Raw genomic sequence first — 21,945 nt, forward strand, 5'->3', positions numbered from 1 at the left:
CTTCCAAACTGTGGTTTAATAAAAATATATGTGCAAAAACTACCACTGTTTCAATATAAATCAGGGGGAACCGCCGCATGGCAAAAAAACAACAGGAATACGGCAATGACAGTATCCGCCAGCTGAAAGGTGCTGACCGTGTGCGCAAGCGCCCGGCGGTCATCTTCGGCTCCGACGGTGTCGAGGGCTGCGCCCATTCCATTTTTGAAATTATCTCCAACTCCATTGATGAAGCCCGCGACGGCCACGGCAACCGCATCAACGTCACGCTCTTTCCGGATCATGTCGTCGAGGTCGAGGACTTCGGCCGCGGCATCCCGGTGGACTACAACAAGGCCGAGGAACGCTGGAACTGGGACCTCGTTTTCTGTGAGCTGTACGCCGGCGGCAAATACGCCGAGGGCAGCGGCAACTATGATTTCAGCCTGGGTCTGAACGGCCTGGGCCTGTGTGCCACGCAGTACGCCAGCGAGTGGATGACTGCCGATATCTACCGCGACGGTTTCCACTACCACCTCGACTTCCAAAAAGGCGAGAATGTGGGCGGCTTGCAGAAAGAGCCGTTCAAGGGCAAGCGCACCGGCTCGGTCATCCGCTGGAAGCCCGACACTGAGGTCTTTACCGATATCGCTGTCCCGGCGGAATCCTTCAAGGATATGCTGCGCCGCCAGGCCGTCGTCAACGACGGTGTGACGCTGGTGTTCACCGACAAGTCCGGCGCGGACGCCGAGAAGTTTGAGTATCTGTACGAGCACGGCATCACCGACTATGCCAACGAATTGGTAGGGGATAAGGCCTTGACGCCGGTATACTTCTGCAGCGGTGCTGCCACCGGCCGCGACCGCGCCGACCAGCCGGACTATCAGGTCAAGATGAACGTCGCGTTCGCATTCTCCAACACCGTGCAGTGTCTGGAATACTACCACAACTCCAGCTGGCTGGAGCACGGCGGCAGCCCCGACCGCGCTGTGCGCACGGCCTTCGTCAGCCAGATCAACGCCTGGCTGAAAAACAAGGGCCTGTATAAGAAAAACGAAAGTGCGATTACCTTCGCCGATGTGCAGGACTGCCTTGTGCTGGTGTCGTCCAGCTTCTCCACCCGCACGAGCTACGAGAACCAGACCAAGAAAGCCATCACAAACAAATTTGTGGCCCAGGCCATGACCGAGTTCCTCAAGCATCAGATCGAGGTCTACTTCATTGAGCACCCCGACGAGGCCGAAAAGGCCTGCAAGCAGGTTCTTATCAATAAGCAGAGCCGCGAACACGCCGAGAAGGCGCGCATCACGATCAAAAAGACGATGACCCAGCAGATGGACCTCGCCAACCGCGTGCAGAAGTTCGTCGACTGCCGCACCAAGGATGCCAGCCGCCGCGAGCTGTATATCGTGGAGGGCGATTCCGCTATGGGTGCGGTCAAGCAGAGCCGCGACTCGGAGTTCCAGGCCATCATGCCCATCCGCGGCAAGATCCTGAACTGCCTGAAAGCCGACTACGCCCGTATTTTCAAGTCGGAGATCATCACCGATCTGATCCGCGTCATGGGCTGCGGTGTTGAGCTGGGCGGCAGCCACAACAAAGACCTGGCCAGCTTCAACCTGGACAACCTGCGCTTTAATAAAGTCGTCATCTGTACCGATGCCGATGTGGACGGCTACCAGATCCGCACCCTAGTGCTGACGATGCTCTACCGCCTGACGCCGACCCTTATCAACAAGGGGTATGTCTACATCGCCGAGTCGCCGCTGTACGAGATCAACACGAAGAACAAGACCTACTTCGCCTACACCGAGCCGGAAAAGGCTGACATCCTGCGTCGCATCGAGGACGAAAAGTACACGATCCAGCGCTCGAAAGGTCTGGGCGAGAACGACCCCGAGATGATGTGGCTGACGACGATGAGCCCCGAGAGCCGCCGCCTTATCAAGGTATTGCCTACCGATGCCGAGCGCACCGCCGCGGTGTTTGACCTGCTGCTGGGTGACAACCTGCAGGGCCGTAAAGAGCATATCGCCGAGCACGGTTCGGAGTATTTGGACGATTTGGATGTAAGCTGATACGCGCCCGACAGAAGAACACCCCGTAGGGGCGCATTCCATATGCGCCCGCAAGGTGACTGCCGTCTGACGGGCGGATAATGGTATCCGCCCCTACGATTGCCGCGCGTGTAGGGGCGGGGTATGCCCCGCCCTCAGCCTTTCCGCAAACGCTCTGCTCCCGGCAGGGGCCGGACATATCCGGCCCCTGCCGGGCAGCTGTGAAATATAGGATTTTATCATATGGCAAGAAAAAAAGAAAAAAAGCTGACCCCGGCGCGCCCGCAGCTGGGCGATAACGTCGAGATTTTATCAGCGGGCGAGGTGCTGGAATCCGCCATCACCGACACGCTGGAAACAAACTATATGCCCTATGCGATGAGCGTTATCGTCTCCCGCGCGCTGCCGGAGATCGACGGCTTCAAGCCCGCCCACCGCAAGCTGCTCTACACGATGTACGAGATGGGCCTGCTGAAAGGCAACCGCACCAAGAGCGCCAACATCGTGGGCAGCACCATGCACCTGAACCCCCACGGCGACGCTGCGATTTACGACACGATGGTTCGCATGGGCCGCTCCAACGAGAGCCTGCTCGTACCGTTCGTCGACTCCAAGGGCAACTTCGGCAAGGCGTACAGCCGCGATATGGCCTACGCCGCCGCCCGTTACACCGAGGCCAAGCTCGAGCCGGTCTGCGACGAACTGTTCCGCGATATCGACAAGGATACCGTAGACTTTGTGCCCAACTACGACGGCACGACCACCGAGCCGACGCTGCTGCCCGTCACATTCCCGACGATTCTCGCAAACAACACGCTGGGCATCGCCGTCGGTATGGCGTCCAATATTTGCTCCTTCAATCTGGAAGAACTCTGCAACGCGACGATCGCGCTGATGAAGGATCCTCAGGCCGATTTGCGGGAAATCATCCCCGCGCCGGATTTCGTCGGCGGCGGCACGATTCTCTACGATGCCGCCGAGATGCAGAACGTGCTGGAAAACGGCCGCGGCAGTGTCCGCGTCCGCGCCAAGTGGAGCTACGATAAAGAGAACAACTGCATCGACGTCACCCAGATCCCGCCCACGACGACCGTTGAGGCCATCATGGACAAGATCACCGAGCTGGTCAAGCTGGGCAAAATCCGCGAAATCAGCGATATGCGCGACGAGACTGACCTGAACGGTCTGAAACTGACCATCGACCTCAAGCGCGGCCAGGATCCCGACAAGCTGATGACCCGCCTGTATAAGGCTACGCCCTTGGAGGACAGCTTTGCCTGCAACTTCAATGTTCTGATTGCGGGCCAGCCCAAGGTGCTGGGGGTGCGCAGCATTCTGAATGAGTGGATCGCTTTCCGCGCCGAGTGCGTGCGCCGCCGCACCTACTACGATTTGCAGGGCAAGCAGAAGCGCCTGCATCTGCTCAAAGGCTTGAAAGCTATCCTGCTGGATATCGATAAAGCAATTGAAATTGTGCGCAATACCGCAGAGGAAACCGAGGTCGTACCCAACTTGATGATTGGCTTCGGCATCGACGAGGTGCAGGCCGAGTACGTGGCCGAAATCAAGCTGCGCCACTTAAACCGCGAATATATTTTGAAGCGCACCGAGGAAATTGAGGAACTGGAAAACGCCATTGCTGACCTTGAGGATATCCTCAAACGTCCGGCACGCATCAACAAAATTATCATGAAAGAGCTGGCCGACGTCGCCAAGAAGTACGGTAAGCCCCGCCGCTGCGAAATTATGTACGAAGTCCCCGCCGCCGAGAGCGAGGAGCCGGAGCAGCAGATCCCTGATTACCCGGTGCATCTGTTCTTCACGCGGGACGGTTACTTCAAGAAAATCACGCCGCAGAGCCTGCGTATGAGCGGTGAACAGAAACTGAAAGACGGCGACGAGGTCCTGTTCACCTGCGAGAGTACGAACAGCGTGGAACTGTTGTTCTTCACGAACCATCGTCAGGTTTACAAGTCCCACGCCTATGACTTCGGCGACAGCAAGGCGAGCGTTTTGGGCGATTACGTGGCCTCGGCCCTCGGCATGGAGGAGGGCGAAGTGCCGCTGTATATGGTGGTCACGCCCGACTACAAAGGCTGGATGCTCTTCTTCTACGACAACGGCAAGTGTGCCAAAGTGCCGCTTTCCAGCTATGAGACGAAGCAGAACCGGCGCAAGCTGCTGAAAGCGTACAGCGACAAGGCCGTGCTGGCTTTTATGCGCTATCTGCCCGAGGAAACCGAGCTGGCTATCTTCACCAGCAACAACCGCCTGCTGCTGGTGGGCAGTGCGCTGATTCCCGAGAAGGCGACCCGCGACACCGCCGGTGTCAATGTGGTGGCGCTCAAGAAAAACGCGAAGATTTCCCGCGTGACGCTGGCCGAGGGCCTGGAACTAAACGACGCCCCGCGCTACCGCGTGCGGACCCTGCCTGCCGCCGGTGCCATTTTGAAAGCCGACGACAAAGCCGAGCAGCTGACACTGTAAGCGTGAAAGTCTTCCCCCAAGGGGGAAGACGAGGTTTCCTGTGAAATTTCCAAAATTGCTTGACATTGTGATTGCTTTGTGCTAAAATATTTCAGCAATCGTTCAGATGGCTGCTCCGTCCGCACAGGATGGCGGGCGCTGGTGGCCGCAATTCGGAGATTGTGATGAGCACATATATTGAGTATGGCTCCTTTTATCATAATCGAGAAAGAGGTGAAATAACCATGAAGCAGGGCATCCATCCGAACTATGTGGACTGCACCATCACTTGTGCCTGCGGCAACGTGATTCACACCCGTGACACCAAGCCGGAGATCCACGTCGAAGTTTGCAGCAAGTGCCATCCCTTCTACACCGGCAAGCAGAAGCTGGTCGATACCGGTGGCCGCGTCGAGCGTTTCAAGCGCCGCTTCGCCAAGTCTGGCAAGTAATTCCGTTTTTTGTACCCCGGATGTTTTTTCATCCGGGGTATTTTTTGCTATACAGCGAGGTTTCCTATGGCTGATTACAAGACCATCCGCGGCACATCCACCTTTGAATATGAGGAAAAGCGCAGTCGTTTTATCGCCACCGCCGCCTTTGCCGACACCGAGGAAAAGGCCCTGACCGTGCTGAACGCCGTGCGTGCCGCCAACCGCACCGCAAGGCACAACGTTTACGCCTATGTGCTGCAAAACGGCCGCACGCGGTATTCCGACGACGGCGAACCAGCCAAGACCGCCGGTACGCCGGTGCTGGAAACCATCGGCCATGCGGGCGTGGCGGACGTTATTGTTGTGGTAACGCGGTATTTCGGCGGCATCCTGTTGGGCACCGGCGGATTGGTGCGGGCCTACACCGCCGCCGCGTCGGGGGCTTTGCAGAATGCCGAGCTTGTCAGTATGCGGCTGGTGGTGGACTGCCGTCTGCGCGTGCCCTACGCCCAGTTTGAGCAGGCCCAGCGCATCATAGCGGCGGCGGAAACACGGCTGGACGAGCCGATTTTTGACGATGCCGTGACACTCTGCTGGCGTATGCCCGCAGGGCAGGAGGGTACACTCGTCACCGCCCTGACCGAGCTGACCCGCGGCGGCGCCGAGGTGGAGATCTCCGAGGCACAGTATGCGGCGTTTTGAATTGCGGCGCCCTCCAGCGGGGTGAGGGTGCCCCGCCCGACGTCCCGCCCCCGCAGCCGTGAAAAAACTTCAAAAAAATTTCCACAAAAAAAGAGTGTTTCCCGCAGTTTTGTCGTATTTATAAATAGAAGCTGTAAAAAAGGGGGACATACCATGACGATCCGCGAAGAGACCGAAGCCATCGAGCGCCGAACCTTGAGCCGTTATGCAACGTTGAGCGAAAACAGCCTGGGCCGCCGCACGCCGTTGGAAGATGACCCCATCCGCCCCTGTTTCCAGCGCGACCGGGACCGCATTCTGCACTGCAAGGCGTTCCGCCGCCTAAAGCAAAAGACCCAGGTCTTTCTCTCACCGGAGGGCGACCACTACCGCACCCGCCTGACCCACACGCTGGAAGTCTCCCAGATCGCCCGCACGATCTCCCGCGCTCTGCGCCTGAACGAGGATTTGACCGAGGCCATCGCCCTGGGCCATGACCTGGGGCACACGCCCTTCGGCCACGCGGGGGAGCGGGCGCTGAACCGGCTGTGCCCGGGCGGCTTTACCCACTACCGCCAAAGCCTGCGGGTGGTGGATTACTTAGAGCGCGACGGCCAGGGCCTGAACCTGACCTGGGAGGTGCGCAATGGCATCGTGACCCACACGTCGGGCGCTTGGGCCCGCACACCGGAGGGCTGTGTTGTGCGCCGCGCCGACCACATTGCATTTTTGAACCACGACATCGAGGACGCTATCACCGCCGGTGTGCTGGACGCCCGCCAGCTGCCGCCCGAAGCTACCGCCGTGCTGGGCGCGACGAAATCCCAGCGCATCACGACGATGATAACCGATCTGATCGCCCACAGCGGGGAAGGGCAGATCAATTTTTCGCCCGAGGTCGAGGCCGCCTACGCGATTTTGAAGGACTTCATGTACTCGACGGTCTACGTTGACAAGGAGGCCAAGCGCGAGGAAAAAAAGGTGGACAAGCTCATCAGCGAGCTGTACACCCGCCTGAGCGACGAACCGGCCCTGATGCCAAATTTTTATATGCAGATCGCCTACAACGAGGGCGTTGACCGCGCCGTGACCGACTACATCAGCGGCATGAGCGATGAGTTTGCCACCCGCCTGTTTGAGGAACTGTTCGTGCCGCAAAAGTGGCACGTTTTGTAACCGCTGCGCCGTAGGGGCCGGGCATGCCCGGCCCTGCACAGATTGGCAGACGCAGCATTGCGGGAAAACCGCGGGCCGGGCATGCCCGGCCCCTACAATCTGACAAGGAGGTGCAGTCAACCCATGATCCCCCAGGAATACATACAGGAAGTCGTGCGGCGCAATGATATTGAAGAGATCATCGGCCAGTATGTGCAGCTGCGCCGCCGCGGGCGCACCGCCACCGGACTGTGCCCCTTCCATAACGAAAAAACGCCGTCCTTCGTCGTTTACCCCGATACCCAGAGCTTTTACTGCTTCGGCTGCGGCGCAGCGGGCGACGTCATCAGCTTTGTGCGCAAGTACAATAACCTCGGCTATGTCGAGGCCGTCAAACAGCTGGCCTCCCGCGCCGGAATGCCCCTGCCCGAGGAGGACGACCGCGAATCCCGCGCCCGCCAGCGTCTGCTGGAAATCAACCGCTGCGCCGCGCGGTATTTCTACGAGAACCTCAACGCCAAAACGCCGGAGGCCGCCATGGCCCGCCGCTACTGGAAAGAGAAGCGCGGCCTGTCCGACGCGGCCATCCGCCGCTTCGGCCTGGGCTATGCGCCCGATGATTTCGTCGGCCTGCTGCACTATTTAAAGCACCTTGGCTTCTCGGAAAGCGAACTCGAAACTTCCGGCCTTGTCAAGCGCAGCGCCAAGGGCAATCTCTACGATATCTTCCGCCACCGCGTCATGGTACCCATCATCGATGTGCGCGGGGCTATCATCGCCTTTGGCGGCCGCGTGCTGGATGATTCTAAGCCCAAGTACATCAACAGCCCGGAGACGATGGTTTACCACAAATCCCGCACGCTGTTTGCGCTGAACGTCGCAAAAAAATCCAAGTCCAAGCGCTACATCCTCTGCGAAGGCTACATGGACGTTATCTCGATGCACGAGGCCGGGTTCGACACGGCGGTCTGTGCCTGCGGAACGGCCCTGACAGCCGAGCAGGCCAAGCTGCTGAGCGAATACGCCGACGAGGTCGTATTGAGTTACGACTCCGACGAGGCGGGCCAGAAAGCCACCGAGCGCAGCCTGGGCATCATGGCCAATACGCCGATGAAAGTCAGCGTGTTAAGCTACCAGGGCGCGAAGGACCCCGACGAGTTCATCAAAAAATATGGCCGTGAGCGGTTTGAAATGCTCTTGAACGGCACGGCCAATCCCACCGAGTTCCAGCTGAAAAAGGCAAAAGCCAAGTACGACCTGCGCAGCGACGATGGGCGGTTGAGCTACATCCGCGAGGCTATCGACATCCTGACCGAACGCGGCGTCAGCCCCACGGCACGGGATGTCTACGCCGGGCGGCTGGCCGACGAGACCGGCGTCTCCAAACAGGCCATCGTATCCCAGATGCAGGGCGCGGTGCGCACCGCCGAGCGCCGCAATTACCGCAAGGAACAGCGCGATTTATCCAAAGAGGGCATTGCCGCTGATATCCGTGTGCCCTACACCAGCGGCGGCGAGTCTGCCCTGGGCGCGGCCAGTGCGGCCCGGCAGCTGGCCGCGGCCCTGCTGCAAAAGCCGGAGGAAGTGCCCTACGTGCGCAGCCGCCTGGATATGGAGATGGTGCTTGACCCTGAAATGAAAACGGTGCTGAACGCCATCTTCCGCTGTGTGGACGAGCAGCTGCCGCTGAACCTGACGACCTTGCAGCAGATGCTGGACGACAAGGCCTTCGGGCAGATTGCCCTGGCTCAGGCGCAGAACCACGGTACGCCCCTGCAAAGACAGGATATTGATATGTACCTGGACCGTATGCAGACCGCCAAGCCTGCCAGCGAAAAGGTCAAGCAGATGGACGCTGACCAGTTCGCAAACTTCTTTGCCGATATCGGCAAGCGCAAGGGTGCCCACCAGCCGACGCCCGATGAATAACGCCATCCCACATCGTTGTTGAACAATATAAAACCAAAAGGAGAACCTACTTATGGCAGAAAAGAAAGACCCCATCCGCAATCTGATCGACAGCGGCCGCCGTGCAGGCAAGCTGACCAGCACCGAAATCAGCGACGCTATGGAAGAAGCCGGTAACGTCCTGGAAGTCGAAGCGATGGAAAAGCTCTATGAGGAGCTGGAAAGCAACGGCATTGAGGTCATCGACGACACCCCCGTCGAGGTGGACGACACCGTTGCCGCCCCGGATGACGGCGCCGACGATTACGAGGACGGCCTGACCGCCGACGGCATCACCATCGACGACCCCGTCAAAGTTTACTTAAAGGAGATCGGCCGCGTGCCGCTGCTGACTCCCGAGGAAGAAACCGAGCTGGCGCTGAAGATTCAGGCCGGCGGCCCCGAGGGCGAGAAGGCCAAGCAGCGTTTGAGCGAGGCCAACCTGCGTCTGGTCGTTTCCATCGCCAAGCGCTATGTCGGCCGCGGTATGCAGTTCCTGGATCTCATCCAGGAGGGCAACCTGGGTCTGATCAAGGCTGTGGAAAAGTTCGACCACACCAAGGGCTTCAAGTTCTCTACCTATGCAACGTGGTGGATCCGCCAGGCCATCACCCGTGCCATCGCTGACCAGGCCCGCACCATCCGCATCCCGGTCCACATGGTCGAAACTATCAACAAGGTCAAGAAGGTGTCCAGCCAGTTGCTGCACGAGTGCGGCCACGACCCCAGCGCCGAGGAAATTGCCGAGCGCCTGGATATGCCGGTCGATAAGGTCCGCGAGATCATGCGCGTAGCTCAGGAGCCGGTCAGCCTGGAAACCCCCATCGGCGAGGAGGAGGACAGCCACCTGGGCGACTTCATCCCCGACGACGATGCCCCGGTCCCCGCCGAGGCCGCCAGCCAGACCCTGCTGAAAGAGCAGTTGGCCGATGTGCTCAAGACCCTGACCCCGCGTGAGGAAAAGGTCCTGCGCCTGCGCTTCGGCCTGGAGGATGGCCGCCCCCGCACGTTGGAAGAGGTCGGAAAGGAGTTCAACGTCACCCGTGAGCGTATCCGCCAGATCGAGGCCAAGGCCCTGCGCAAGCTGCGCCACCCCAGCCGCAGCAAAAAACTGCGTGACTTCCTGGATTAAGCCCCAAATTGCGGTATTTGGGCCTGAATGTGGTCATTCATACATCAAAAACGACGTTTCATCCGAAAAGGGTGGCAAACTCCACCCTGATGATGTAGAATCATGACAGAAAGTTCTTCAAGGAAAGGCTGCAGGCAGCACCCCCAACAAGGCGCTGCCCGCTGAAAATCAAGGAGGAAAATAGTATGATTTGTGTACATTGCGGACGCGATATCCCCAACGGAACGAAGTTCTGCCCCTTCTGCGGCCAGCCGGTCGCCGCTGACCAGCCCGCCGGTCAGCCTGCGTTCAACATCCAGCCCGGCGCAAGCGTGCAGCCGCCGCAGCAGCCCCCGGTCATGGGCGCACAGCAGCCCATGGGCGGCCAGCCCGCAGCGGCCACCGCAACGGTGACGCCCAAAGCACCCATCGACCCCAAGAAGCTGGCTGTGCCGGTCGCTGTGGCGGCTGTCGTGGTTGTGGGCGGTGTGCTGATTGCCACCCATAAGCCCACCGTCAACCTGAACAAGTACATCACCCTGTCTGCCGAGGGCTACAACTCCATCGGCACGCTGGATGTCGAGTTCGACACCGACAAGTTGGAAAAGGATTACGGCAAAAAGATTGCCAAGAACTTCCAGAAGGCGATGAAGAACCACGAGGAGGACACCTACGGCCTCAGCAACCTGGCCGGTTCCCTGTATGAGGGCAGCGAGACGAGCCTGTTTGTGACCTACTGCGCCGACGGCAGCGCCGACAAGACCTGCAACCTGAGCAACGGCGATGTTGTCACCTACACTTGGGACGGCGTCAACGAGCAGACCAAGAAGGAAGCCGAGGAAATGTTCGGCGTCAAGATCAAGTGCAGCGACGTGACCTACAAGGTCTCCGGCCTGACTGCTGTGAATACCTTTGATGCTTTCGACGGCGTCGAGGTCGAGTTCAACGGCATCTCCCCGGACGGCAGCGCCACGGTCAACACCCTGCCCACCGCCGAGGCCGCCAAGGGCTTGTACTACACACTGGACGAGCAGTATGACCTCGCCAACGGCGACACTGTCACCGTGACCGTACACAGCAACCGCGATGATTTCAGCGACTGCATCGAGAAGTACGGCGCTATCCCCGCCACCACTGAAAAGACCTACACGGTGGAGGGGCTGAACGAGTATGTCACCGATTCCGACGGCCTGACCGATTCCGTGCTGGTCAGCTTGCAGAACCAGGCCCAGGATGTGCTGAATGCATACATTGCCAAGTCTTGGGACAGCGAGTGCGTCACCCTCAAGGGGATGAGCTACTTGGGCTACTACATCCTGACCCCAAAAAACAAGGATAACTACGGTGTTTCTCAGGATGTTATCATCCTGCCTTATCAGGTGACCTCGCATAACCACTTTGAGGATGATAAAGGCCAGGTTTATGATGCGGATGTTTCGTACTACTGGTACATCGCTTTCAGGAACGTCAGCAAAGATGCTGACGGCAACATCGCCGGTGGTCTGGATGACTACTATACAGCGAATGCGAGCTTCGATGTTAAAACCGGCCTCGATGATGGCTGGTGGGAGAAGTACTGGAGCTACGATGGCTACCAAACCCTGGACGAACTGTACAGCAATGCTGTCACCCGTAATGTTGAGGACTACAACCATCAGGACAATGTCGGCTGATAACGGCCTGACACCAATCTGAAACCAACAGCCCCGCCTGCCCGGCGGGGCTGTTTTGCTGCCAGGGGGTTGCATTTTGTGCTTGTATGTGATACACTTGCCCACGTGTGAAAAAACTATAATGCGGAGGGAAATAGGAAAAATCATGAAAGAAAAAAACAGAAGCAGCTTCTCCGGTAAACTCGGCTTTGTGCTGTCGGCGGCCGGGGCATCGGTGGGGCTGGGCAATATCTGGCGGTTCCCGTACCTGGCGGCTAAATACGGCGGCGGTATTTTCCTGCTGATTTATATTGTGCTGGCGCTCACCTTCGGCTACACGATGATTATGGCTGAGACCGCCCTGGGCCGCATGACCCACAAAAGCCCGGTCAGCGCCTACGGCAGCTTTGCCAAGCCGGGCAAGAAAAACGGCTTTCTCGGCTTTGGCGGCTGGATCAACGCCATTATCCCGGTCTTGATCGTGCCGTACTACTCGGTCATCGGCGGCTGGGTCATCAAGTATCTGTTTGAGTATCTGCGCGGCAACGCCCAGGGCCTTGCACAGGATGACTATTTCAGCTCCTTCATTGCGGACGGAGCCTCGGCGGAGATTTGCTTTCTGCTGTTTGCGCTCTTCACGCTGGGCATCATCTTTGCAGGCGTACGCAACGGCGTCGAGCGCGTCTCCAGGATCATGATGCCGGTGCTGGTGGTGCTGTCGGTCATTATCGCGGTCTACTCGATCACGCGGCCCGGCGCGCTGGCGGGCGTGGCCTACTTCCTGGTGCCCAACCCGGACAACTTCTCCTGGATGACCGTGGTCACGGCCATGGGCCAGATGTTCTACTCGCTGTCCATCGCCATGGGCATTTTGGTCACGTTCGGTTCTTACATGAAAAAGGACGTCTCGATCGAGGAATCCACCGAACACGTTGAAATTTTTGACACGATCATCGCCATCATGGCGGGCCTTATGATCATCCCGGCGGTGTTTGCTTTCACCGGCGGCGACCCGGACACCTTACAGGCAGGCCCGGCGTTAATGTTCATTACCATCCCCAAGGTGTTTGCCAGCATGGGGCTGGGCACGGTCGTCGGTGTGCTGTTCTTCCTGCTCGTACTGTTCGCGGCGGTCACAAGCTCGATTGCTCTGACCGAGAGCGCTGTCTCGACCTTTGAAGATGAGCTGGGCTGGGGCCGCAAAAAATCCACGGTGCTTGTCGGCGTCATCATGGTGGCGCTGGGTACGCTGTCCAGCCTGGGTTATGGCCCACTGGCGGGCGTGACCATCATCGGAATGCAGTTCCTTGACTTCTTCGACTTCCTGACCAACTCGGTCATGATGCCGATTGCGGCCATTGCTACCTGCCTGCTTGTCTCTCGCGTCATTGGTGTGGAGAAAATCGAGCAGGAGGTCGAGGCGGACGGTCAGCCCTTCCGCCGCAAGAGGATTTTTGCCTTCATGATCCGCTGGCTCTGCCCAATTTTTGCCGCCATCATCCTGGCCAGCTCGGTAGCCAACGCGTTTGGAATCATTAAGATGTGACAACAAAAAAGCCTTCCCCCACAGGGGAAGGCTTTTCTTGTTGTAGGGGTCGGCGTCCTCGGCGCCCCGGGAACGTTTCCGCAGCCGCTTACTTTTTTGCCGGGCTGTACCGCAAAACTTTCTCCGAGAAATTTTTGCTGAAAAACTGCACGAACGGTCCCAGCCCAAACGCACAGATCAGTGTGCCCAGACCAATTAGACCGCCCGACACAAATGTGATGACCGCGCACAGCGCGTCGGTGAAAACACGGCAGCCGAAGTAGGGGACAGGGAGGCGGTCAGCCATCATCAGCGAGAGCGCGTCATAGGGCGCAACGCCTAAATCGGCCGTCTGGTACAGTGAACACCCAAACGCCACCACCAGCACACCCACGGCCACCCAGACCAGCTGTACAGGGAGTGTGTCCGCCGTGCCAAACACCCGGACAAGCGCGTCGTTCGTGAACGTCACAATAAACCCGATGCAAAAGCTGTTGATGATGGTGCCCAGCCCGATGTACCGCCGCCCCCAAATCAGCTGCGGTATAAACAGGAACAGGTTCATGAGCACATTCTCGATGCTGAACGGCAGGCCGACCAACTCCGCCAGCCGCAGGTTCAGCGCACTGATGGAGTCGTTCCCCAGGTGCGAAAACTTGAACACCGCAATGCCGATGCCGATAATGACCACGCCTGCAATCATGCCCAGGATGCGGCGCAGGCTGATTTTCTGACCGAGAATATTCATATGCAAAACTTCCTTTTCTGTATCGCCCGACTTGAAGCCTCCCCTCAAGGGGAGCCTTATGGAGTTATTTATAATAACTATCCTGTAAAACGCACCCCTTTGTCAAGGGTAAACCTGTTTAAAATATCACACCTAACCTTGTGAAAACTGCCGAAACGGGCAGGTATAACCGCTGCGCCGGATTTGTCAAGTGCGGGGAAACGGTGCAAAATCAGCAAATTGCTGAAATTTTGTTACACTGGCCCGGGCGTTCGACACGAAGAAAAAACTTCATAAAAAAGCCGAAAAAACCTTGACAGCAAGCCTTTTACCCTGTATACTAATACAGTATCACAAAAATGGAATAGAGCGCCCTAAAGGGGTTTTGCGAAATCTGCAAAATCGAAAAGTTTGTGAAAAACGACGAATATGCCGCATTTTCACAGTATGCTTTCGGGTCGCTTTCGCCAACTTTGTCAATCTATGGAATAGGAGTGGTCGCGTTTTATGGTAAAGGTCAAGCCCGTACAAAACGGCAGAACGACCCGCATGAGCTTTTCCCGCATCAACGAAGTGATTGGTATGCCCAATCTGATCGAGATCCAGAAAAACTCTTACAACTGGTTCCTGGAGGAAGGCCTGCACGAGGTTTTCCACGACATTGCCGCGATCGAGGACTACACCGGCAACCTGGTGCTGGAGTTCGTTGATTATCGGCTGGACAAGAACCCCAAATATTCTATTAAAGAATGTAAAGAGCGGGATGCCACGTATGCGGCACCCCTGTACGTCACTGCCCGTCTGTTCAACAAGCAGACCGGTGAGGTGAAGGAGCAGGAGATTTTCATGGGCGACTTCCCGCTCATGACCGATGCCGGCACCTTTATTTCCAACGGTGCAGAGCGTGCGATCGTCTCTCAGCTGGTCCGTTCCCCCGGTGTTTTCTATGGCTCCAGCAAGGACCGTACCGGCAAGGACCTGTTTACCGCCACCATGAACCCCAACCGCGGCGCATGGCTGGAGTATGAGACGGATTCCTCCGATGTGTACTATGTCCGCATCGATAAGAACCGCAAGCTGCCTGTCACCACGCTGCTGCGTGCCCTGGGCCTGTCCACCGATGAGCAGATCAAGCAGTTCTTCGGCGACTCTGAGCCGAAGATCAACGCCTCTCTCGAGAAGGACATCACCCACAACACCGAGGAAGGCCTGCTGGAGGTTTACCGCAAGCTGCGCCCCGGTGAGCCCCCGACGGTCGAGAACTCCCGCGCCCATCTGAACAACCTGTTCTTCGACCCGCGCCGCTACGACCTGGCTCGTTTCGGCCGCTACAAGATGAACAACAAGCTCAGCCTGACCCGCCGCATTGCCGGCTACAAGGCTGCTGAGGATATCATCGCCCCCCTGACCGGCGAGCTGCTGGCCGCCAAGGGCGAGAAGATCAACATGGCCAAGGCTGAGGAAATCGACAACGCCGGTGTCACCCGCGTTGTCATCCTGGTCGAGAAGAAGGGCGAGGAGCCGCGTCCGTTCATCGTCATTTCCAACGGTTGCGTCAACGCCCAGAATTTCTTCAGCTTTGACGTTGAGGCCGAGGCCGGTGTCAACGAGCGTGCCAACTTCGCCGAGATCCGCAAGATCCTCGACACCACCTCTGACGTGGAGGAGCAGAAGGAGCTGCTGCGCCAGAACCACGATGTTCTGATCAGCCGCACCGTCACCGTCGATGACATCTTCGCATCTGTCAATTACCTGCTGGGCCTGGATCACGGCATCGGCACCACCGATGAGATCGACCACCTGGGCAACCGCCGCGTCCGCAGCGTCGGTGAGCTGCTGCAGAACCAGTTCCGCATCGGCTTCTCCCGCATGGAACGCGTCATCCGTGAGCGCATGACCCTGCAGAACCAGGAGAACGGCGAAATCACCCCGCAGAGCCTGGTCAACATCCGCCCGGTCGTCGCCGCTATCAAGGAGTTCATCGGTTCCAGCCCGCTGTCCCAGTTCATGGACCAGAACAACCCCCTGGCCGAGTTGACCCACAAGCGTCGTCTGTCCGCTCTGGGCCCCGGCGGTCTGTCCCGTGACCGCGCAGGCTTCGAGGTCCGCGACGTTCATTACACCCACTATGGCCGTCTGTGCCCCATCGAGACGCCTGAAGGCCCGAACATCGGTCTGATTTCCTACTTGGCTACCTACGCCAAGATCAACAAGTACGGCTTTGTCGAGGCCCCCTACCGCAAGGTGGACAAGGCTACCGGCACCGTCACCGATGAAGTTATCTATATGACCGCCGACGAGGAGGACGAGTACATCGTCGCCCAGGCCAACGAGCCGCTGGACGAGAACAACCACTTCGTCCGTACCCGCGTTTCCGGCCGTCACCGCAACGACATCCAGGAGTTTGAGGCCTCTCAGGTCGACTTTATGGATGTTTCTCCCCGCATGATGGTTTCCGTCGCTACGGCCTGCATTCCGTTCCTGGAGAATGATGACTGTAACCGTGCTCTGATGGGCTCCAACATGCAGCGCCAGGCCGTGCCTCTGATGGTCACCCAGCAGCCGCTGGTCGCCACCGGCATGGAGTACAAGGCTGCCACCGACTCCGGTGTCTGCGTCCTGGCCGCCCACGACGGCACGGTTGAGTATGTGGATGCTGAAAAGGTCGTTGTCCGCTGCGCAGACGGTTCTGCCGATACCTACGAACTCATCAAGTTCATGCGCTCCAACCAGGGCAACTGCAACAACCAACGCCCCATCGTCAACGTGGGCGAGACCGTCAAGGCCGGCGACGTGCTGGCGGACGGCCCCGCGACCCGCAACGGCGAGATCAGTCTGGGCAAGAACGCCCTGGTCGGCTTCATGACCTGGGAAGGCTATAACTACGAGGACGCCGTTCTGCTGAACGAGAAGCTTGTCCGCGAGGATGTCTACACCTCCATCCATATCGAAGAGTACGAGACCGAGGCCCGCGATACCAAGCTCGGACCTGAGGAAATCACCCGCGATATCCCGAACGTCGGCGACGACGCTCTGAAAGATCTGGACGACCGCGGCATCATCCGCATCGGTGCTGAGGTCAAGACCGGCGACATCCTCGTCGGCAAGGTCACCCCGAAGGGCGAGACCGAGCTGACCGCCGAGGAACGCCTGCTGCGCGCCATCTTCGGTGAGAAGGCCCGCGAAGTCCGTGACACCTCCCTGCGCGTGCCCCACGGCGCCTACGGCATCGTTGTTGACGTCAAGGTCTTTACCCCCGAGAACAGCGACGAGCTGCAGCCCGGCGTGCGTATGTGCGTGCGCTGCTACATCGCCCAGAAGCGTAAGATCAGCGTCGGCGATAAGATGGCCGGCCGTCACGGCAACAAGGGCGTTGTTTCCCGCATCCTGCCGCAGGAGGATATGCCCTTCCTGCCCGACGGCACCCCGTTGGACATCGTGCTGAACCCCCTGGGCGTTCCTTCCCGTATGAACATCGGTCAGGTGCTGGAAGTCAACCTGGGCTATGTCGCCAAGGCGCTGGGCTGGAAGGTCCAGACCCCCGTTTTCGACGGCGCACACGAGTCCGACCTGCGTGACTGCTTCGCCGAGGCCCGCGAAAAGTGGCATGGTGAGAATGCCCCCGAGTACCCGACCCACCTCGACCGCTTGATGGGCGAGAAGGGCCACGTCATTGACTTCTCCAAGATCGACCTGACCGACGACGGCAAGACCACCGTTTACGACGGCCGTACCGGCGAGCAGTTCCCCAACAAGGTCACGGTAGGCTATATGTACTACCTCAAGCTGCATCACCTGGTTGACGATAAGATTCACGCACGTTCTACCGGCCCCTACTCCATGGTCACCCAGCAGCCTCTGGGCGGCAAGGCACAGTTCGGCGGCCAGCGCTTCGGCGAGATGGAAGTCTGGGCGCTGGAAGCCTACGGCGCCGCTTACACCCTGCAGGAGATCCTGACCATCAAGTCCGACGACGTCGTGGGCCGTGTCAAGACCTACGAGGCCATCGTCAAGGGCGAGCCGATCCCGCGCCCCGGTATCCCCGAGAGCTTCCGCGTTATGCTCAAAGAGCTGCAGAGCCTGGGCCTGGATATCGTTGTGCAGGATAAGGAAGGCAACGCCGTCGATATGCGTCAAGAGTTTGACGATGATGACAGCAGCTTTGAGAACAATGACTACGACCTGGGCGATAACGTCATGGTCGAGAGTGAGCTGCAGGACGATTACAGCGTCAAGGATGCCGACGAAGGCTTTGACGATGATCTGGACGAGGATGCAGGCCCCACGGCTGACGACCTCGCTGCGATCGAGTCTGATTCCTTCGACGACTGATTGAGAGTGTATCGTGTGTCATATTGAATTTGAGAGGGTTCGCTGAATGGAAAATAAAGAATTCGATTCTATTAAGATCGGCCTTGCCTCCCCGGACCAGATCCGTGCCTGGAGCTACGGCGAGGTCACCAAGCCCGAAACCATCAACTACCGCACCCTGAAGCCGGAGCGCGACGGCCTGTACTGCGAGCGCATTTTTGGACCTACCAAGGACTGGGAGTGCCACTGCGGCAAGTACAAGCGCATCCGTTATAAGGGCAAGATCTGCGACAAGTGCGGCGTTGAAGTCACCCGCGCCAAGGTTCGCCGTGAGCGCATGGGCCACATTGAGCTGGCTGCACCGGTTTCCCACATCTGGTACTTCAAGGGTATTCCCAGCCGCATCGGCCTGATGCTGGACATCAGCCCCCGCCAGCTGGACAAGGTGCTGTATTTCGCCAACTACATTGTCACCGACCCCGGTTTCACGCCGCTGGAGAAAAAGCAGCTGCTGACCGAGCGCGAGTACAAGGAAATGCGCGAAAAGTACGAGGATACGTTTGAAGCCGGCATGGGTGCTGAAGCCATCCAGAAGCTGTTGGCTGAGATCGACCTCGACAAACTGAGCAAAGAGCTGCGCGAAGAGTTGGAGCATGCCAACGGCCAGAAGCGCGTCCGTCTGCTGAAGCGCTTGGAGTGCGTTGAGAGCTTTCTCGAGAGCAACCAGCGCCCCGAGTGGATGATCATGACGGTCATCCCGGTCATCCCGCCGGATCTGCGCCCCCTGCTGCAGCTGGACGGCGGCCGTTTTGCGACCTCCGACCTGAACGATCTGTACCGCCGCGTCATCAACCGCAACAACCGCCTGAAGCGCCTGCTGGAACTCGGTGCGCCTGACATCATTGTCCGCAACGAGAAGCGTATGCTGCAGGAGGCTGTGGACGCCCTGATCGACAACGGCCGCCGCGGCCGCCCGGTCACCGGTGCCAACAACCGTGCTCTGAAGTCCCTGTCCGATATGCTGAAAGGCAAGCAGGGCCGCTTCCGCCAGAACCTGCTGGGCAAGCGTGTTGACTACTCTGGCCGTTCCGTTATCGTCGTTGGCCCCGAGCTGAAGATGTACCAGTGCGGTCTGCCTAAGGAGATGGCCCTCGAGCTGTTCAAGCCCTTCGTCATGAAGGACCTGGTCGAGAAGGAGAAGGCCAACAACATCAAGTCCGCCCGCAAGATGGTCGAGCGCGCCCGCCCTGAGGTCTGGGACTCCCTCGAGACCGTCATCAAGGGCCACCCGGTCCTGCTGAACCGTGCACCTACGCTGCACCGTCTGGGCATCCAGGCCTTTGAGCCTGTCCTGGTCGAGGGCCGTGCCATCAAGCTGCACCCCCTGGTCTGCACTCCCTTCAACGCCGACTTTGACGGCGACCAGATGGCTGTCCATCTGCCGCTGTCCACCGAGGCCCAGCGCGAAGCCAAGATGCTGATGCTGGCCTCCGGCAACCTGCTGAAGCCTTCTGACGGCGAGCCCGTCACCGTGCCCACGCAGGATATGATCCTGGGCAGCTACTACCTGACCCTCGTCAACCCCGAGGATAAGGGCCACGGCAAGGTCTTCCGCGATGAAGCCGAGGCCATGATGGCCTACTCCGAGGGTCTGATCACCCTGCAGGCACCCATCAAGGTGCGCCGCACCATGACCTTTGACGGCGTGGAGGAGACCGGTCTGGTCGATACCACGATGGGCCAGATCATCTTCAACAACCCGATCCCGCAGGATCTGGGCTATGTCGATCGTACCGACCCGGCTACGAAGTTCGACTACGAGATGAACCCCCGCACGCTGAAGATCGCTTCCGGCGGCAAGAGCGACAAGCTGACGAAGAAGGGCTTGCCCGACATCATCAGCCGCTGCCTGACCAAGCATGGCACCAAGACCTGCGCCATGATGCTGGATCAGATCAAGGCCCAGGGCTACAAATACTCCACCCTGTCCGCTATCACCGTCGCCGTTCCCGATGCTATCATGCCCGAGGAAAAGCCGGAGATTCTGGCTGCCGCTGACAAGAAGATCGAGAAGGTCATGAAGAACTTCAACCGCGGCCTGATCTCCGACGAGGAGCGCTACCGCAAGACGGTCGAGATCTGGCAGGCTGCCACGGAGGAAGTCTCCGAGGCTCTGAGCGACAACCTGAAGAAGAACCACCAGCGCAACCCCATCTATATGATGTCCGATTCCGGTGCCCGTGGTTCTATGGACCAGATCAAGCAGCTGGCCGGTATGCGCGGTCTGCTGGCGAACACGGCCGGTAAGACGCTGGAAATGCCTATCCGCGCCAACTATCGTGAAGGCCTGAATATCCTGGAATACTTCATCTCTTCTCGAGGCGCTCGTAAGGGCTTGGCTGATACCGCTCTGCGTACCGCTGACTCTGGTTACCTGACCCGCCGTCTGGTCGATGTCTCCCAGGAAGTTATCATCCGTGAGGAGGACTGCCACGCAACCGAGGGCATCTGGGTCCGCGAGATCAGCGAGGGCAACTCCGTCGTTGAGAGCTTCAAGGAGCGCTTGAACGGCCGTTACTCCCTGCATGATGTCCATGATCCTGCCACTGGCGAGCTGCTCGTCAGCAAGGACAAGATGATGGATATGTTCGACGCTGAAAAGATCGTCAACGCCGGCATCACCGAGCTGGAGATTCGCTCCGTCATGACCTGCCGTGCGCATGTCGGCGTCTGCGCCCGCTGCTACGGCTCCAATATGTCCAACGGCCAGTGCGTCAAGGTCGGTGAGTCTGTCGGTATCATCGCTGCTGAGTCCATCGGCGAGCCCGGTACCCAGCTGACCATGCGTACCTTCCATACCGGCGGTATCGCATCTGCCGAAGATATCACCCAGGGTCTTCCCCGCGTTGAGGAATTGTTCGAGAGCCGCCGTCCCAAGGCCATGGCTATCATGACCGAGATTGGTGGTACTGTCCACATCGACGACACCAAAAAGAGCCGCCATGCCGAGATTACCGGCGTGGACGAGAACGGCGCCCCTGTCACTAAGAGCTACCTGATTCCCTTCGGCCAGCGCCTGAAGGTCATGGAGGGCGACGAGGTCGCCAAGGGTGCTCTGCTGACCGAAGGCCATGCGTATCCGCAGGATATCCTGGCCGTCCAGGGCCCCATCGCTACCCAAAACTACCTCATCAGCGAGGTTCAGAAGGTTTACCGTCTGCAGGGTGTTGACATCAACGATAAGCATATCGAAGTCATCGTCCGCCAGATGATGCGCAAGGTTCGCCTGGAGGATGTCGGCTCTGCTGATCAGATCATCGCCGAGCTGGATACCCTCAAGAAGAACGGCCAGATCGAGGGCGCTACCGAGACCGCCGTCAACGCAGGCCTCGAGGCTGCCAAGCTGCTGGATTGCCTGAGCACGACCCGCTTCCTGAACGGTGGCGTTGTTAACCGCCGCGATGTGATGATCGTGAACGAGGAAATTCAGAAACGCATCGACGCAGGCCAGACCGACCTCAAGCTGGTTCAGGCCAGCCAGGTGCTGCTGGGCATCACTAAGTCCAGCCTGGCTACCGACTCCTTCCTGTCCGCCGCTTCCTTCCAGGAGACCACCCGTGTCCTGACCGAGGCTGCCATCAAGGGCAAGGTCGACCCGCTGGCCGGCCTGAAGGAGAACGTCATTATCGGTAAGCTCATTCCCGCCGGTACCGGTCTGCCGGAGGTCGAGGAGGAGCTGGTCCAGGCAGAGATCGCCCGTGACGCTGCCGAAGCCGCCTACGACCACTAATCCATAAAAAGTAAAATGCCCCACCGCTAACCCGCGGTGGGGCATTTTTGGTGATGCCCATCCGTCCACGATTGACACACACTTGTAAAACGGTTATAATAAATTAACCA

At 58.8% G+C, this 21,945-nt stretch carries 12 protein-coding genes; 11 read left to right on the top strand and 1 reads right to left on the bottom strand.

Translation table 11 applies throughout. The features are described 5' to 3' along the window. Positions 1 to 77: 77 nt before the first annotated feature. The 9 genes from ACZO0A_RS03970 to ACZO0A_RS04010 all read left to right on the top strand — a co-directional run bounded on the left by ACZO0A_RS03970 (position 78) and on the right by ACZO0A_RS04010 (position 13,028). On the top strand, positions 78 to 2,057 hold the full coding sequence (locus ACZO0A_RS03970; protein WP_215693366.1) for a DNA gyrase/topoisomerase IV subunit B: 1,980 nt from the start codon (positions 78 to 80) through the stop codon (positions 2,055 to 2,057). A gap of 222 nt (positions 2,058 to 2,279) precedes the next feature. Beyond that, complete coding sequence (locus tag ACZO0A_RS03975; protein WP_291212895.1) at positions 2,280 to 4,523, top strand: DNA gyrase subunit A; 2,244 nt, start codon at positions 2,280 to 2,282, stop codon at positions 4,521 to 4,523. Positions 4,524 to 4,747: 224 nt separating this feature from the next. Next, a complete protein-coding gene (gene rpmE, locus ACZO0A_RS03980; protein ID WP_078784264.1) occupies positions 4,748 to 4,954 on the top strand; it encodes a 50S ribosomal protein L31 in 207 nt (68 codons plus the stop codon). A gap of 66 nt (positions 4,955 to 5,020) precedes the next feature. Continuing rightward, complete coding sequence (locus tag ACZO0A_RS03985) at positions 5,021 to 5,638, top strand: IMPACT family protein (RefSeq protein ID WP_291212889.1); 618 nt, start codon at positions 5,021 to 5,023, stop codon at positions 5,636 to 5,638. A 153-nt stretch (positions 5,639 to 5,791) separates the two neighbouring features. Then, complete coding sequence (locus ACZO0A_RS03990; protein WP_291232332.1) at positions 5,792 to 6,793, top strand: deoxyguanosinetriphosphate triphosphohydrolase; 1,002 nt, start codon at positions 5,792 to 5,794, stop codon at positions 6,791 to 6,793. Between the two features lie 123 nt (positions 6,794 to 6,916). After that, complete coding sequence (gene dnaG, locus ACZO0A_RS03995) at positions 6,917 to 8,701, top strand: DNA primase (RefSeq protein WP_302370857.1); 1,785 nt, start codon at positions 6,917 to 6,919, stop codon at positions 8,699 to 8,701. Between the two features lie 52 nt (positions 8,702 to 8,753). Then, complete coding sequence (gene rpoD, locus ACZO0A_RS04000) at positions 8,754 to 9,851, top strand: RNA polymerase sigma factor RpoD (protein WP_215693376.1); 1,098 nt, start codon at positions 8,754 to 8,756, stop codon at positions 9,849 to 9,851. A 185-nt stretch (positions 9,852 to 10,036) separates the two neighbouring features. After that, positions 10,037 to 11,503 (top strand): zinc ribbon domain-containing protein, encoded by a 1,467-nt coding sequence (locus ACZO0A_RS04005; protein ID WP_302376631.1) that lies wholly within the window; start codon positions 10,037 to 10,039, stop codon positions 11,501 to 11,503. 145 nt (positions 11,504 to 11,648) lie between these two features. Beyond that, entirely contained in the window at positions 11,649 to 13,028 is a 1,380-nt protein-coding gene (locus ACZO0A_RS04010) for a sodium-dependent transporter (protein WP_368043168.1), read from the top strand. An 88-nt stretch (positions 13,029 to 13,116) separates the two neighbouring features. On the opposite strand, the gene ACZO0A_RS04015 is transcribed toward ACZO0A_RS04010, so the two are convergent. After that, a complete protein-coding gene (locus ACZO0A_RS04015; RefSeq protein WP_215693382.1) occupies positions 13,117 to 13,755 on the bottom strand; it encodes a YczE/YyaS/YitT family protein in 639 nt (212 codons plus the stop codon). Between the two features lie 486 nt (positions 13,756 to 14,241). On the opposite strand from ACZO0A_RS04015, the gene rpoB reads away from it, so the two are divergent. Both rpoB and rpoC read left to right on the top strand, forming a co-directional pair. Then, positions 14,242 to 18,066 carry a DNA-directed RNA polymerase subunit beta gene (rpoB, locus tag ACZO0A_RS04020; protein ID WP_215693384.1) on the top strand — a complete coding sequence of 1,275 codons (3,825 nt, stop codon included), beginning with the start codon at positions 14,242 to 14,244 and terminating at the stop codon, positions 18,064 to 18,066. A 46-nt stretch (positions 18,067 to 18,112) separates the two neighbouring features. Further along, complete coding sequence (gene rpoC, locus ACZO0A_RS04025; protein WP_302377697.1) at positions 18,113 to 21,835, top strand: DNA-directed RNA polymerase subunit beta'; 3,723 nt, start codon at positions 18,113 to 18,115, stop codon at positions 21,833 to 21,835. Positions 21,836 to 21,945 lie beyond the last annotated feature (110 nt).

The sequence above is a fragment of the Gemmiger sp. genome, assembly GCF_057431175.1.

What these genes read in the sequence shown, in the direction of transcription:
- rpoB (WP_215693384.1), top strand. Translation starts at nt 14,242, where the DNA reads ATGGTAAAGGTCAAGCCCGTACAAAACGGCAGAACGACCCGCATGAGC.
- rpmE (WP_078784264.1), top strand. Translation starts at nt 4,748, where the DNA reads ATGAAGCAGGGCATCCATCCGAACTATGTGGACTGCACCATCACTTGT.
- ACZO0A_RS03990 (WP_291232332.1), top strand. Translation starts at nt 5,792, where the DNA reads ATGACGATCCGCGAAGAGACCGAAGCCATCGAGCGCCGAACCTTGAGC.
- ACZO0A_RS04015 (WP_215693382.1), bottom strand. Translation starts at nt 13,755, where the DNA reads ATGAATATTCTCGGTCAGAAAATCAGCCTGCGCCGCATCCTGGGCATG.
- rpoD (WP_215693376.1), top strand. Translation starts at nt 8,754, where the DNA reads ATGGCAGAAAAGAAAGACCCCATCCGCAATCTGATCGACAGCGGCCGC.
- ACZO0A_RS03985 (WP_291212889.1), top strand. Translation starts at nt 5,021, where the DNA reads ATGGCTGATTACAAGACCATCCGCGGCACATCCACCTTTGAATATGAG.
- ACZO0A_RS03975 (WP_291212895.1), top strand. Translation starts at nt 2,280, where the DNA reads ATGGCAAGAAAAAAAGAAAAAAAGCTGACCCCGGCGCGCCCGCAGCTG.
- ACZO0A_RS04005 (WP_302376631.1), top strand. Translation starts at nt 10,037, where the DNA reads ATGATTTGTGTACATTGCGGACGCGATATCCCCAACGGAACGAAGTTC.
- dnaG (WP_302370857.1), top strand. Translation starts at nt 6,917, where the DNA reads ATGATCCCCCAGGAATACATACAGGAAGTCGTGCGGCGCAATGATATT.
- ACZO0A_RS04010 (WP_368043168.1), top strand. Translation starts at nt 11,649, where the DNA reads ATGAAAGAAAAAAACAGAAGCAGCTTCTCCGGTAAACTCGGCTTTGTG.
- ACZO0A_RS03970 (WP_215693366.1), top strand. Translation starts at nt 78, where the DNA reads ATGGCAAAAAAACAACAGGAATACGGCAATGACAGTATCCGCCAGCTG.
- rpoC (WP_302377697.1), top strand. Translation starts at nt 18,113, where the DNA reads ATGGAAAATAAAGAATTCGATTCTATTAAGATCGGCCTTGCCTCCCCG.